Origin of the sequence: Paenibacillus xylanilyticus (genome assembly GCF_009664365.1) — a bacterium.
GTDB lineage: Bacteria > Bacillota > Bacilli > Paenibacillales > Paenibacillaceae > Paenibacillus > Paenibacillus xylanilyticus_A.
Map to the genome: position 1 here is coordinate 4,642,744 of NZ_CP044310.1, position 13,927 is coordinate 4,656,670.

Here is a 13,927-nt window from a genome sequence, read left to right on the forward strand (position 1 = left end):
ATGGACTGTACAGAGACAGATTTTATGAATTTCTGGCGGCAGCTTCCGCCTTTTTCTTTTGACGACCTTCGATGAAATAGCGCACTCTCACTAACAGCATCAAACCAACAGCTACCAGCAAACATTGAATAATCGGGAGCTTGTCGATCTGAAAAATAAGAAGCATGAATGTGCCCATCGCCATCAATAGATAAAGAAAGATTTCCTTAACGAGCGGCAATTTCTGACGTACCCGAAACACCTTATTATATACGTAAGTAATCAGCACAAAGATGACGATGTAGGCTACGATCGGGTGTGATGCGAACCATGCTTGCATGCACAGTCAGCTCCTTTCGTTGTTCATGCTTGTATAAGTAAACTGGTTGATGGAACAACACGTAATTGGGAATTCAAGCGAGCATTAGTGACCGTTTCGGGTTCGGATCGTTCTTTCGATCGCTGTTATCTCCAGATTTTTTGAACATTTTTTCAAATGGGAAAATCCGGAGATAAAGGCGAACGCTTTGCTTCTTCAGAATCGATTCCGTTCCCTCCACTACATATGCTGCATTAACCCAAATCCATTTGGAAGACATCAAACGTTAACTTATACATACTATTTTTTGTTAGTTAAAATTAAGCGTTATTTTGAGCCATTTTGCGTTGTTTCTCTGCACGCTCACGCTCGGATTTGTTCAGGATTTTCTTACGAAGACGAATAGATTTCGGTGTAATCTCACAATATTCATCTTCATTCAGATATTCAAGCGCCTGTTCCAACGAGAAGATAATCGGCGTTTTAATTTTAACCGTATCATCTTTACCAGAAGAACGAACGTTAGTCAGTTGTTTTTCTTTGCAGATGTTAACAACGATATCATTGTCACGTGTATGCTCACCAACGATCATACCTTCGTAAATTTCTGTTCCTGGCTCAAGGAAGAGCGTACCACGATCCTCAACACCCATCATTCCATAGAACGTAGATGTACCCGTTTCAGTTGAGATCAGTACACCTTGGTGACGTCCACCCACTTGACCGGATACGACTGGAGCGTAGCTGTCAAATGCATGGTTCATTACACCATAACCACGAGTCAATGTCAGGAAGTTGGTGCTGTATCCGATCAGACCACGTGCAGGAATCAGGAACTCCAGACGTACTTGTCCACTACCCGTGTTGATCATGTTAACCATCTCTGCTTTACGTGCACCCAGGCTCTCCATGACGGAACCCATGCTTTCTTCAGGGATATCAATCAACAAGCGCTCGAGAGGTTCCATTTTCTTACCGTCAATTTCTTTGACGATAACTTCTGGTTTGGATACTTGAAGCTCATATCCTTCACGACGCATATTTTCAATCAGGATACCGAGGTGAAGCTCACCACGTCCGGATACGATAAATGCATCTGGGCTCTCTGTTTCTTCAACACGAAGGGATACGTCTGTTTCCAATTCCTTCAACAAACGCTCACGAAGTTTACGTGAAGTTACCCATTTACCTTCACGACCTGCGAATGGACTGTTGTTTACGAGGAATGTCATTTGCAGTGTTGGCTCATCAATTTTCAGAACCGGCAAAGCTTCAGGGTTGTTCGGGTCAGCAATCGTTTCACCGATGTTGATATCCTTAATACCCGCGATCGCAACGATGTCACCTGCGCCAGCTTCCTCTGTCTCAACACGTTTCAGACCTTGGAAACCAAACAGTTTCTCGATACGAGCTGTTTTACTTTTGCCATCACGCATAATAACCGTAACGGATTGGCCTTGACGAATCACACCGCGGTTTACACGACCGATAGCGATACGTCCAAGATATTCATTATAGTCCATCAGCGTAACGAGGAATTGCAGTGGCTCTTCAACGTTCTCTGTTGGATGAGGGATATGACTTACGATGGTATCGTAGATCGCCATCATGTTGTCATCTTGTTTGGCAGGATCGTCTTCCATGCTGGATGTTCCGTTCAATGCGGAAGCATATACGACAGGGAATTCAAGCTGCTCATCGCTGGCACCCAGTTCGATAAACAGGTCAAGTACTTCGTCAATAACCTCAGCCGGACGAGCCGCTGGACGGTCAATTTTGTTTACAATAACGATTGGAGTCAGGTTGTGCTCCAGTGCTTTACGAAGTACGAACTTCGTTTGTGGCATACAGCCCTCATAAGCATCGACAACGAGCAATACACCATCAACCATTTTCATGATCCGTTCTACTTCGCCACCGAAGTCGGCGTGTCCTGGTGTATCTACAATGTTGATCAGGTAATCTTTATAAGTTATAGCCGTGTTTTTGGCCAAAATCGTAATACCGCGTTCACGCTCCAAATCGTTGGAGTCCATTGCGCGCTCCTGTACCGTTTCGTGATCACGGAAAGTACCGGATTGCTGGAGCAACTTGTCGACTAGCGTTGTTTTCCCGTGGTCGACGTGGGCAATAATCGCAATATTGCGAATGTGTTCTCTTGAATGCATGGTTTGTATCCATATCCTTTCCAATTTCAATTCTTATCTACTAAACTTCCCGCATTTCTGCAGGTTACTCACCCAAAATAAGCGTCGGTGATATCCCGACGCATGTCTTTATCCCTTATATTATAGTTGATCATAGCTAAAAATCAAGATATTTCGCTTGGAGCAAGGTCGGACAATGTTACCAGCCCTTCCTCCCGCGCCCGCGTCCAAGCAGCAACCAGACTCCGCCCAAAATCAAAAGGATCGCCAGCACATAAATAATTCCGGTATGAAGCAGGGTGAATCCGAATAAGACAATGGACACCGCACCGATGCCCCATGCTGCAGGCAGAACAAATTCGGGTTTATAGCGTTCAGCAAGCCCGTACTCGAGTAAGCCGGCAGCAATGCCCAGCAAGAATGCCGGCCAGAGGCTGCTCATCAGCCCTCCGCCCCATGTATTCGTAATGCCGAACAAAATACCATACACCGTTAATATCCCTGCGGGAACAAGTGACCACGTAGGAGTAACTCTTGCATAGTAAAGGGCGTGTAGCGCAATTCCTGGCAGCAATAGAAGCAATGGCCAGAAATGGCGTCCAATAAAACCAAATACCCCAAGCTTGCCAAGCAAAATAATGATACCTGCTGCCACGATAAATATGCCGATCGCTTTTTCATTTCTCATCTTCATCTGCAATCACCTCTTATATCAATTAGGCTATGTAGGTTATAAGCTTCAACGAATTCGCCGTTTCATGATGACCAGCTTTTGTAGACCTGCTTCTAGTGTAGCCCATGTTTTTGCAAAAAACTATACTTGATGTCGCATTTCGTCGCTGCTCTTTTTATGTATTACCCTAAAGGTATGGATCCGTCGCTTGTTCCTCAATATTCACTACATGAGACGATTCAATTCAACAAAAAAACCGCCTTCGGCAGACGGTTGCCTCTTCACTCTATTTTTCTGCTGAATACCCAGAACTTAATTACGCATTTCGTCTGACAAACTTGTGGGCTCCCCCAACCGCTATGACCAGACCAGCCATTGCCACAGGTAACAGCGTGTGTGCTTCCGCTGTCAGGCTGCCAAGCCACTGACCCAGCTTCGGATCACTCATCACCATTTCACCTGCCGTGAATGCCAGGATTCCTGAGCCCGCGAATACCAGAATCGGGAATCGTTTCAACAAACCGACAATTAAGCCGCTCCCCCACACCACAATGGGAATGCTGATGGCTATTCCGATGACGATAAGTGCCAGGTCTCCATCAGCTAATGCTGCTATAGCAAGCACATTGTCCAGACTCATTACAAAATCGGCAATCAAAATGGTCTGAACCGCTTTCCAGGTCGTCGAAGCCTCCCGAATATGTACTTCGTCTTCGTTTTGAAGCAGGAGCTTCACGGCAATCCAGAACAGTAAGATCCCGCCCGCTGCCTGTATAAAAGGAATTCCGAGCATTAGTACCGCCGCAAAAGTAAGCACACACCTTAGTACAACTGCACCCAAAGCACCCCACCATACGGCTTGCTTACGCTGTTTCTCCGGCAGATCCTTACTCGCAAGCGCGATAACTACCGCATTATCTCCACTCAAAACCAGATTGATCATTAGAATTTCAGTCAACAGCCACAATGTATCCATGCTTCTCCTCCCCCCACTCTTACTTGTATGTCAAAGTTGTCCATGCTATTCTTAACGATTGAACAAGCTTTTCTAGGTTCGGACATTTAGAGGGAGTGACAGCATATGGAGCTTTTTAGCGCTGTTTTTTGGCTTGCTTTGGTGAAAATTGTATTTATTGATCTCATGCTGGCTGGCGATAACGCCATCGTTATCGGCCTGGCTGCACGTAATTTGCACCCTTCTGTGCAGAAAAAGGCTATTCTCTACGGGACAGCGGGTGCCCTAGTGATTCGGATTGTAGCCACAGTGGTTGTACTCTGGCTGCTTAAGGTGCCTTGGCTGCTGCTTGTAGGAGGCGTTTTGCTGATCTGGATTGCTTATAAACTATTGGCTGACCAAGGTGAAGAACATAGTGATATTAAGGCAGGCAGCTCCTTATGGGTTGCCGTTCGCACCATTGTCATTGCAGATGCCGCCATGGGACTTGACAATGTCATTGCAGTGGCTGGCGCCGCTGAACAGCATCTGGTACTGGTTATCATCGGATTGTTGATCAGTGTACCGATCATCGTATGGGGAAGCACCCTGTTCATCAAATTGATCAATCACTTCCCATGGATTATATATCTGGGAGCCATTGTACTCGGTTATACCGCATCCCACATGATTACAGAGGAACGCCGACTTGTGCCGTTTTTCACCGAGCATCCCGCCCTTCGCATTCTTTTTATCGTGCTGGTCGTTGCAGGTGTGGTATTCGCAGGATACCGCAAACGCTCTAGCAGCAGACAAGGTGGAGAGCACCAGCGATCCTATTCGTAAAATAAAGATACACAAAAAAGGACCAGCCGATTTCCTAAACTGTACCCTATAAGATAGACACTTTAAAAAAGGTCATCTTGTAGGGTCTTTTTTTGTGTACAATGAATAAAAAACGAGCGGTGGTCAAGCAAATGTCAAAAAAACACTTTACAACGCAAGAGCAAGATCAGTTGAGAAGAAATCCTTATGTGAAAAATGTTAGCGCTAAAGCCATTACGTATACGGATGCGTTCAAAGAACGATTTATTCAAGAACACAGTCAAGGTATGCTTCCTAGTGAGATCTTTCAGGAAGCAGGATTTCCCATTGACGTTTTGGGTGCAACCCGGATTCGAAAGGCTTCCAATCGATGGCGTACGGCATTTCAGGAACAAGGATCTGCTGGATTAACGGATGGTAGAAAACACGCCTCAGAACGTTCTCTGACCCGTGAATTAAGTCTTGAAGAAAAATATGCCCGTTTGGAAGCGAAAATGAAATGGCTTGAAGCGGAGAATGAATTCTTAAAAAAGCTCGATCAACTCGAAAGGCAGATGAGAAGAAAAAAATCCAACTCAGTACGCGACAAAAATTTAAACTGATTCAAGAGATGTTGCATACATACTCTTTCCAACGCAAGGTGCATGTTCTTTGTGCTATTGCTGGCGTTTCACGTTCAGGCTATTACCACTATTGTAGTGAAGATGCCAGATTACATCGTCAAAAGCAGGAACAGAATGATCAGAAGATGAAAGCGATCATCCTGAAAGCCTACCATTACCGTAGGAGGAACAAAGGCGCCCGTCAAATCAAAATGACGCTCGCACTTCAGTATGGCGTCGTATACAATCTCAAGCGAATCCGTCGGATCATGCAAAAGTACAACATCGTTTGTCCGATTCGAAAAGCAAATCCCACACGTCGTATGGCTAAAGCGACCCAAGAGCATCGAACCTGTCCCAACACGTTAAAGCGAGCGTTTAAGCCAGGGATTGCAGGCAAAGTTCTCTTAACGGACATCACATACTTAACTTATGGGATAAGTAAACGGGCCTATCTATCAACGATTAAAGATGCTGAAACGAATGAAATATTAGCCTATGAAGTCTCTGCTTCCCTTGGATTGGACATTGCGATGGAGACGTTGAAACAACTCCAAAAGCATCGGCATCTCACTTCGGATGCATTGATTCATTCGGATCAAGGATTCCACTATACAAACCCCAAGTTTCAAAAGCTTGTGAAACAAATGGGGTTAAAACAATCCATGTCACGCCGAGGAAACTGTTGGGATAACGCTCCACAAGAATCCTTCTTTGGGCATTTTAAAGATGAAACAAATTTCAAAACATGTATGACCCTGGAGGAGGTTAAGCAAGAAGTGAAGAGTTACATGATCTATTACAATTATTATCGAGGTCAATGGAACTTAAACAAGCTGCCGCCTGTACGATACAGACAGCAGCTTGAAGTAGCCTAACCTTTTTTAATTGTCCTTGACAAGGGGTACATTTTATCCCATCGGCCGGTCCTTTTTCCATTACAGGTAACATAGTCCTTATTATGTCATTCTACCAATTCAAGGGGAATAGAATCAGAACCAGTCTTCCTTGATTTCATTCCCCGTGTTATCACTGGTTGCAGGAGCTGCTTCGCCTGCGTGCAGAACGATGGTTTCCGTTTGAGCGACAGCTTCATCTACCCATTCCGGCAAATGGCTCATCGTTGCTTCAATTTTGTCCACGATGCGAAGATTCGGATTCGTTGTAGGTGATTTCGGCACGAAGAGGGTGCAGCAATCCTCGTAAGGCAGAATTGATATATCATATGTTCCAATCTGTTTGGACATTGTAATAATTTCCTGCTTGTCCATCATGACGAGAGGACGCAAAAGCGGGAGTTCCGTCGCACGTCCGATGACATTCATACTCGGCAGCGTCTGGCTTGCAACTTGACCAAGGCTATCCCCGGTAATTAGTGCAAGTGCCCGCTCACGTTCAGCCAGCTTGGTCGCAATTCGCAGCATGGAACGGCGCATCAGGGTGATGATCAGATTATCCTGACCCAGCTGGGTGAATGCCGTTTGGATCTCCGTAAAAGGAACCAGGTGCAGTTTGATGGTACCGGCATGATCAGCCAAGGCACGAGCCAGATCGATCACCTTTTCCTTGGCACGCTGGCTGGTGAACGGATAACTGTAAAAGTGTACACATTCCACTTCCAGTCCACGCCTCATGGAAGCCCATGCCGCTACAGGACTATCAATTCCTCCCGACAGCAGCGCCATCGCTTTGCCGTTAGTACCGAGAGGGAACCCGCCAACAGCGGGAATCACTTCATTGAAAATATAGGTCCCCTGATCTCTAATCTCTACTCGCAGTTCAATGTCCGGATTACGTACATCCACACGAAGCTGTTGGAACTTTCTTAATATCGGGGAACCCACCATGTGGTTCATTTCGTGTGAAGAATGAGGATACTCTTTCCACACCCGGCGAGTATTCACTTTGAACGTCGTACCTTCCTTGAACTCGTTTTCTCTCTCATCCATGAAAGCTACAGCCGTTTCCACAATATCCTCAAGCACAGAAGGAGTTACTTTAACCGGACTGATGGACATTACCCCAAAAACCCGTTTCAGGACTGCGATCAGCTCTGTATGGGAATGTCCCCCCAGATCCACGTACAATCGTCCAAATTCCTTACGCAAGCTTGCGCCTGGATATGGCTTGAGCAAGGCCCTCACCTGAGTAATAATGGTTTTTTCGAATCGTGCACGATTTTTACCTTTTAACATAAACTCTCCAAAACGGAGAAGCAGCATATCATATTTCATTTGTCTTTACATCCGCCTTTCCAACGGGCGCAGCTGCGCCACCATCTGATGCAGCGCTTGTTCCAACAAGGCCACATCCTCTTCTGTGTGTTCGTTACCTAGACTAATACGCAATCCTCCTGATGCACTCGCCGCATCTCTTCCCATCGCAAGAAGGACTCTGCTCGGCTCCGCAGAGCGGGAGGAGCAGGCTGATTGTGTAGAAACGATGATCCCAAGCTGCTCGAGCGTATGGAGCGCCACTTCAGCCTTCATCCCCGGATAGGAAAAGTGAATAATGTGGGGAGCCCCATCCTTCCGGCTGTTCAGTTTAAGTCCGGGAATGGTTTCAATGGTTTCCATAATCCGATCTCTCAGCACTGTGGCACGTTCAGCAAACGCGAGCTGCCGTTCTGCCGCAAGACGCATCGCTTTTGCCATACCTACAAGCAAGGGAACATTCTCTGTTCCTGCTCTCATGCCCTGCTCCTGCGAACCACCAGAGAGCAGTGGGGTAAGTTCCACTCCACTTCGTACATAGAGGAGTCCCGCTCCTTTTGGACCACGGATTTTGTGAGCAGATAAACTGTACAGATCAGCTCCCCACGAAGCGGGCTTTGCTTCCAGTTTGCCAAATCCCTGTACCCCATCCACGTGAAAAAGCACGCGCGGTGCGGCACTTTTCAAACGCTTGCCGATCTCTGCAACGGGATGGATGATCCCTGTTTCATTGTTTACATGCATGAGGCTGACAAGAACCGTGTCCGGTCTTATCGCATCCATAACCTGCTGAGTGCTTACACGGCCATCCGAATCCACGGGCAGCCAGGTTACCTCCCAGCCCCACTGCTGCAGCTGCAAAAAACTCTCATATACGGAAGCATGTTCGGTAGCCGTCGTAATGAGATGTTTTCCCCGTGTCTGATACCTAAGTGCTGCTCCTTTTATGGCGAGGTTATTGCTCTCCGTCGCCCCGGAAGTAAACACGATCTCTTCTGGCTTAACACCAAGTGCTGCTGCGCAGCCGCAGCGTGCACGCCTCAGCAGTTGATCCGCTCGTTCTCCGTATCCATGAATGGATGACGGATTGCCATAATGTGCCTCCATAATTTCAGCCATCGTTCGAACCACGTCTGAATCAGGAGGAGTTGTTGCTGCATAATCAAAATATTTCAAATGAGGTCAGACCTCCTTCAGATGTTCTCTAAACCTACAGTGAGCATTGTAACACGATCCCGCCCCAACACAAAAAGACCAATCAGGAACAGGCTGGCTTCCCAGGCATGCTCCCGAATTGATCTCCTGCTGAACTCGCTGAAAACAACGATCTTTGACGCTATACTGAATATTTTGACTGTGCTTTTTCCACTTTGGAAATATACGCCTGTGTCTCCGCAGGCAAAAGGTTAAGTACACTCATCAGTCCACTGTCGTTTGACACGCCCAAACGAGAAACGCGCCCTGGTCCAGCATTATAAGCGGCGAGCGCCATCTTCACCTCGCCACCAAAACGCTGAAGCTGAAGGGAGAGATATTTGGTTCCGGCATCAATACTCTGAGCAGGATCAAAGGCATTCGTTACACCGAGACCAGCTGCAGTCCCATCCATTAATTGCATTAATCCTTTGGCGCCTGCGGATGATACCACGTTCGGATTGAATCCGGATTCCGTGTCAATGACAGCCTTGATCAGAGATTCAGGCACTCCATACTTGGCACTTGCCGCTGCAATCAAAGATTCAAAATCGGTTGGCACAGATCCCTTGGTATCCGCTTTTACAGTATTGGTATGTGTCGACAAAGACACATTCTCACTGCTGCTGGAAGAACTCGTACTTGAATCCGTATTATACAAACTGCCCAGTTGTAACCACAACAAGCCGTCACTGGATCTTTTGGAGATGCCAATTGAACTTGAAGAAGGTGAATCGCTGCTGTTCGAAGCGTTTGTACTCGCACTCAACAGCCCGTCCATCATATCGGCGAAGTCTGATGATGAACCCGCAGTTTCACCTGACACATTCGTTTGATTGGCAGCATTGGACAATTGAAGTTCCAGTAACTGCCGTGACCCGTTTGGATCAATCTGCATCTGTTTTCCCACTCCCGTATAAATAAACGTATATTATGCCTATATTCTACATCGTTTTACAAAAATCTGCCATGGTTTTCAGAAAAATAAACCCATTTAATCTTCGGTTTGCGCAAATACGAAAAACCTTCACCCAAATCCCGTATTTACGGGAAAGGAGAAGGTTATGATATGCCCTATTCAGTTCAAAATTGCTGGCTAAATCACGTATTTCGTCAACTTGAATTTAACGGGCAAATGGAATCATGAAGAAATAACTGATTGTAGCGAGTGCTCCCAGTCCAATGGACCAAGCTCCGGCCGTTTTACGCCCGTTTACATAAGCGTAATAACCAAGGACGGCTGCAGCCGGACCAAGTACAATAGACCACATAAATAAGGACGCAATCCCGCAAGCTAACCCAATATAACCGGAGACTTTACCGGTTGACTCCATAACGCGATCAGCTTCATGCTTTTCCGGGACTGCTGCAGCCGGTTCAGTGCGCTCTGTACGTACAGAAGCCGGCGGAGCCACCTCTGCACCATATTCCTCACGATGTTCACGTCGTGGATAATCCACACGTTCACGCTTTTTCACATTGGCAGGTTTGGCCGTTTTGGAACGATGAAATGGATAATCCTCTTTATTATCATTCTTCACTTCAAAGCACCTCCATAATAATTAGGGATGACTGCTCATTTGGGTTTGAATGTGTGACAGCATGTTGCCGAAGAGGTACGCGCATGATCCTGATGATCCGAATCAAACGTTTCTCCAGCAAATTCTTCATGCAAGCGACGAGTAGCATGTTGGTCAATGTCAATCATGATGGCATCGGCGTGGCAGAAATTGTTTTCTCCCCAGAAATGACAGTTGGACACACTGCATTTGACAATTGGCTTGTCTTGGCTCATTTATTTATCACCTCGACATCTATTGTCTCCCCAGTGTAAAACGGCTATTCTCTGCCGAGATGTCAGATGATGACATGAATTCAGCCACTCTTTTCTTGTCCGAAAACGCCAAAAAACCGCCATTGCTGGCGGTTTCGTCCATTTATATAGGTTGTTAAAACGCTGAACTATGCGTGATTGCGTTGATTCTGCATCCGGCGCTGGGTCAAATAGTCACTTTCATAAAAGGCCAGATCATCGCGCAGCTCTTCATACGTTTTGGAAACTTCAAGAATAACATCGCGTACTGCACGAACCGGCTTGTCACGGAAGCGAATGGCATCCTGACCTGTGTACGCATATCTTCCATCTTCGGAATAGCATTCATTTTTGGGATAGAAAAAGCTGTTTACGCATTGATGATACGTATTATAGAGAGCCTTTTCGGCAAAATCGACATCAAAATTGGCACGACGCAGCACAACGCCAAGTTTTTCGTAAGAAACTTCAGAAAAAACAAGCAAATGACGGAGATCCGAAAGAAATCCTTTGTAGAAGGTTGTCGATTCCTCAGTCTGGTTCTGATCCAGTTCAGGCAAGGCATTTTCATTCAAAAATTGTTCGATCCGATCGATAGCAGGTTTTAACTTTTCCCTAGTTGACTCACAAGTTTTCTGTACATTGGCTGCTGACATAAAGGTAGCTCCCCCTTAAATAAGTCCTTACATATAGGTCGGCCACGGTGGTTGTCCCCTGACCTTGGATTCTCAGCTACTATCCTACCATAAAAAGATGACGAGCGGTATCCCTTAATCATCCTTTACATAACCGCCACGATCCTTACCCATTAAGCGAAGTCTGCTCCGTTTTCACCTGCATAAAAATAACCGCTTTTCCTAACGATAGAACTATGCCAAGGACAACGATGAAAACAGAAAACTCATGACTGCTGTCCAAAATACAAGAGGAGGTTATATTCCCCATGTCCAGACCTAAATGGATAAACTGGGCCATCGCCGCCGGTGCAGGAGCGCTTGCACTGACCCTGCTCCTTCCGACATCCAACCGTCCTGCACCTGAGCCGAGCGCCATGCCCGATGCACCTCATGAGGAACATGCGAACAAACAGCGTTTAAAAGTCCAGGATGTAAAAGCGACAGATTTGTTGACACGTATGGATGCCAAGCAGCATCTCAGCTTAATGCTCGAGAAGAGCGGCACTATGAATGAAGCCGAGTTCGGTCGATATGTTCAGGATTTACAGCGTACACATGATCATATTCGTTCCATTGATGTGCTGGATAGCAAAGGCACAGTCCATAAACATTTTGCGAAAGAATCCGGTAAAGGAAGCAAAGTCGAGCAGCAAAAACTCGAGCACTCCCTTAACCTTGCGAAAAAAGCGGTCATGAAACGCCAAAGCTTCGAATCTTCCTCATTTCCTCTAGGCAAAGAAAAATATTTCGTCATGGGCCTGCCCTCCAAGGATGGGAACAAAGCGGTTGTTGCACTCTTTAGCCAAAGTGTCTTGAATGCTGTGGAACAGCATCAGCGCAAAAACCTGCGCATGATTCCTTACCCGCGTGAGGGCAAATTCAAAATTGAATCCGTACACCCGGATACCCTTAACGAAGTCACGGTAAAAACAGGGCATGATAATGCCAATGCCAGCCATTTTTATGAAAATGAAATCGTTATTCGTTTCCGACAGGAGCCGGGTGAACGGGATATGCGGATCATCAAATCCGATTTGCGAACCCAATCTGCGCGTAAGCTGGGATACACTTATGTTTTTCGTTCAGAACACATGAACTACGAGCAGCTGCATTCCTATTTTGAACGCAAATGGAATCCGCTGTATATGGAACCCCACTACATGTATTTAACCAATGAAGCCGCACCTGAACAAACCGATACGGATGTAACGATTCCCAACGATATTTTGTTCACGGATTACCAGTGGAATCTCCCCGCCATTGAAACCAATCGGGGCTGGAATATTACAAAAGGGAAAGAAGACGTTATTGTTGCCGTAGTGGATACCGGAGTGGACCTGAATCATCCGGACCTGAAGGGTAAGCTGCTGGAGGGTTATAACGTCGTTGATCCGAAGAGCAAGCCGCTTGACGATGTGGGCCATGGTACACATGTAGCCGGAATCATTGGCGCTATTGTCAATAATAGCGAAGGCGTGGCAGGAATGAGTTGGTATAACAAGGTTCTTCCCGTGAAGGTACTGGACAATTCGGGTTCAGGAACCACGTATGCCGTGGCTGAAGGCATCATTTGGGCTGCGGACCACGGGGCCAAGGTCATCAACATGAGTCTGGGCAATTATGCAGATGCCCAATTTCTCCATGATGCCATCAAGTATGCCTTCGATCGCGATATTGTCCTGATTGCTGCAACCGGGAATGATAACACTGAACGACCTGGATATCCTGCCGCTTATCCTGAGGTGTTCGCCGTTTCGGCTACCGATCCAGATATGAATAAGGCTTCGTATTCCAACTACGGTGATTATGTGGATGTAATGGCGCCTGGCACCAGCATTGCAAGCACCTATCCCAATAATCAATATGCCGCCCTATCTGGAACGTCAATGGCCAGCCCCCATGTCGCTGCACTTGCTGGGTTAATTCGTTCGTTGAATCCGGATCTGACCAATACAGAAGTCATGGACCTGATGCGTCAGAGTGTCATCGACCTTGGTGACCCCGGTCACGACAAGTATTATGGTTATGGTCAGGTCGATGTCTACAAGGCGCTTCAGTCCGCTTCAAGCAACAGTGCACCCTTACAGTTCTGGCCTCAGCATGTAAGGCAGCAGATGGATAACACGATGAAAAAATATACGAAGTAGCCTTGTGGATGGATACTCTAATTTTGCTTCGTGTACAAAAATAAAAGCAGCTGCGCCCCGGGGCGTATGCTGCTTTTTGATCTGTTCTCTATTTCCCCGGGGCACCCGCTGCGACTAGCGTTTGCGGGACGATGTGCGGGCTTTGCCGGATTTTTTCACGGATTTTTTCTTGCTGTTATAGCTGGATACATAGCAAGGATCTTCTTCTTTGACAACGACAGGATATACATGGTGATGAACTGGCACACAGTGCGTTTTTTTGATGACTTCAATCGGGTGAATGACAGGTACGATCTGCGGAACGTAGTAATTCTCAACAACCTGGATCGGGTCACATACAATCGGGCAAAGCGGTGGACAGTAATGGTTCATTTAAAACCAACTCCCTTTCAAGTGATACTATA

At 46.5% G+C, this 13,927-nt stretch carries 14 protein-coding genes; 3 read left to right on the top strand and 11 right to left on the bottom strand.

From position 1 onward, the window contains the following. Positions 1-22 precede the first annotated feature (22 nt). The 4 genes from F4V51_RS20660 to F4V51_RS20675 all read right to left on the bottom strand — a co-directional run bounded on the left by F4V51_RS20660 (position 23) and on the right by F4V51_RS20675 (position 4,094). Entirely contained in the window at positions 23-319 is a 297-nt protein-coding gene (locus tag F4V51_RS20660) for a YlaH-like family protein (protein WP_095289928.1), read from the bottom strand. A gap of 299 nt (positions 320-618) precedes the next feature. After that, complete coding sequence (gene typA / locus F4V51_RS20665) at positions 619-2,466, bottom strand: translational GTPase TypA (RefSeq protein ID WP_153979439.1); 1,848 nt, start codon at positions 2,464-2,466, stop codon at positions 619-621. Positions 2,467-2,644: 178 nt separating this feature from the next. Beyond that, positions 2,645-3,139 (bottom strand): hypothetical protein, encoded by a 495-nt coding sequence (locus tag F4V51_RS20670; RefSeq protein ID WP_153979440.1) that lies wholly within the window; start codon positions 3,137-3,139, stop codon positions 2,645-2,647. Between the two features lie 295 nt (positions 3,140-3,434). After that, positions 3,435-4,094 (bottom strand): TerC family protein, encoded by a 660-nt coding sequence (locus F4V51_RS20675; RefSeq protein ID WP_153979441.1) that lies wholly within the window; start codon positions 4,092-4,094, stop codon positions 3,435-3,437. 105 nt (positions 4,095-4,199) lie between these two features. Between F4V51_RS20675 and F4V51_RS20680 the strand changes: the two genes are divergently transcribed. Then, entirely contained in the window at positions 4,200-4,898 is a 699-nt protein-coding gene (locus F4V51_RS20680) for a TerC family protein (RefSeq protein ID WP_095289922.1), read from the top strand. Between the two features lie 131 nt (positions 4,899-5,029). Next, positions 5,030-6,357 (top strand): IS3 family transposase gene (locus F4V51_RS20685; RefSeq protein ID WP_416226486.1). Its coding sequence is split into 2 segments (ribosomal slippage): positions 5,030-5,399 and positions 5,399-6,357, totalling 1,329 coding nucleotides; the frame shifts between segments, so codons are not numbered across the junction. A 114-nt stretch (positions 6,358-6,471) separates the two neighbouring features. On the opposite strand, the gene thiI is transcribed toward F4V51_RS20685, so the two are convergent. The 6 genes from thiI to F4V51_RS20715 all read right to left on the bottom strand — a co-directional run bounded on the left by thiI (position 6,472) and on the right by F4V51_RS20715 (position 11,355). Then, positions 6,472-7,713, bottom strand: a complete 1,242-nt coding sequence (thiI, locus tag F4V51_RS20690; RefSeq protein WP_153979442.1) for a tRNA uracil 4-sulfurtransferase ThiI — start codon at positions 7,711-7,713, stop codon at positions 6,472-6,474. Positions 7,714-7,719: 6 nt separating this feature from the next. Further along, positions 7,720-8,868 carry a cysteine desulfurase family protein gene (locus F4V51_RS20695; RefSeq protein ID WP_153979443.1) on the bottom strand — a complete coding sequence of 383 codons (1,149 nt, stop codon included), beginning with the start codon at positions 8,866-8,868 and terminating at the stop codon, positions 7,720-7,722. 160 nt (positions 8,869-9,028) lie between these two features. Then, positions 9,029-9,784 carry a lytic transglycosylase domain-containing protein gene (locus F4V51_RS20700; RefSeq protein WP_153979444.1) on the bottom strand — a complete coding sequence of 252 codons (756 nt, stop codon included), beginning with the start codon at positions 9,782-9,784 and terminating at the stop codon, positions 9,029-9,031. A gap of 226 nt (positions 9,785-10,010) precedes the next feature. Further along, positions 10,011-10,364 (bottom strand): hypothetical protein, encoded by a 354-nt coding sequence (locus tag F4V51_RS20705; protein WP_153980794.1) that lies wholly within the window; start codon positions 10,362-10,364, stop codon positions 10,011-10,013. Positions 10,365-10,462: 98 nt separating this feature from the next. Further along, positions 10,463-10,681, bottom strand: a complete 219-nt coding sequence (locus F4V51_RS20710; RefSeq protein WP_095289916.1) for a DUF1540 domain-containing protein — start codon at positions 10,679-10,681, stop codon at positions 10,463-10,465. Positions 10,682-10,848: 167 nt separating this feature from the next. After that, complete coding sequence (locus tag F4V51_RS20715; RefSeq protein WP_095289915.1) at positions 10,849-11,355, bottom strand: YpuI family protein; 507 nt, start codon at positions 11,353-11,355, stop codon at positions 10,849-10,851. 287 nt (positions 11,356-11,642) lie between these two features. On the opposite strand from F4V51_RS20715, the gene F4V51_RS20720 reads away from it, so the two are divergent. Continuing rightward, positions 11,643-13,523: a S8 family peptidase gene (locus tag F4V51_RS20720; protein WP_153979445.1), complete on the top strand. Its 1,881-nt coding sequence runs from the start codon at positions 11,643-11,645 to the stop codon at positions 13,521-13,523. A gap of 114 nt (positions 13,524-13,637) precedes the next feature. On the opposite strand, the gene F4V51_RS20725 is transcribed toward F4V51_RS20720, so the two are convergent. After that, positions 13,638-13,895 (bottom strand): hypothetical protein, encoded by a 258-nt coding sequence (locus tag F4V51_RS20725; RefSeq protein ID WP_153979446.1) that lies wholly within the window; start codon positions 13,893-13,895, stop codon positions 13,638-13,640. Positions 13,896-13,927: the final 32 nt, after the last annotated feature.

What these genes read in the sequence shown, in the direction of transcription:
- F4V51_RS20660 (WP_095289928.1), bottom strand. Translation starts at nt 319, where the DNA reads ATGCAAGCATGGTTCGCATCACACCCGATCGTAGCCTACATCGTCATC.
- typA (WP_153979439.1), bottom strand. Translation starts at nt 2,466, where the DNA reads ATGCATTCAAGAGAACACATTCGCAATATTGCGATTATTGCCCACGTC.
- F4V51_RS20725 (WP_153979446.1), bottom strand. Translation starts at nt 13,895, where the DNA reads ATGAACCATTACTGTCCACCGCTTTGCCCGATTGTATGTGACCCGATC.
- F4V51_RS20710 (WP_095289916.1), bottom strand. Translation starts at nt 10,681, where the DNA reads ATGAGCCAAGACAAGCCAATTGTCAAATGCAGTGTGTCCAACTGTCAT.
- F4V51_RS20675 (WP_153979441.1), bottom strand. Translation starts at nt 4,094, where the DNA reads ATGGATACATTGTGGCTGTTGACTGAAATTCTAATGATCAATCTGGTT.
- F4V51_RS20680 (WP_095289922.1), top strand. Translation starts at nt 4,200, where the DNA reads ATGGAGCTTTTTAGCGCTGTTTTTTGGCTTGCTTTGGTGAAAATTGTA.
- thiI (WP_153979442.1), bottom strand. Translation starts at nt 7,713, where the DNA reads ATGAAATATGATATGCTGCTTCTCCGTTTTGGAGAGTTTATGTTAAAA.
- F4V51_RS20720 (WP_153979445.1), top strand. Translation starts at nt 11,643, where the DNA reads ATGTCCAGACCTAAATGGATAAACTGGGCCATCGCCGCCGGTGCAGGA.
- F4V51_RS20670 (WP_153979440.1), bottom strand. Translation starts at nt 3,139, where the DNA reads ATGAAGATGAGAAATGAAAAAGCGATCGGCATATTTATCGTGGCAGCA.
- F4V51_RS20715 (WP_095289915.1), bottom strand. Translation starts at nt 11,355, where the DNA reads ATGTCAGCAGCCAATGTACAGAAAACTTGTGAGTCAACTAGGGAAAAG.
- F4V51_RS20700 (WP_153979444.1), bottom strand. Translation starts at nt 9,784, where the DNA reads ATGCAGATTGATCCAAACGGGTCACGGCAGTTACTGGAACTTCAATTG.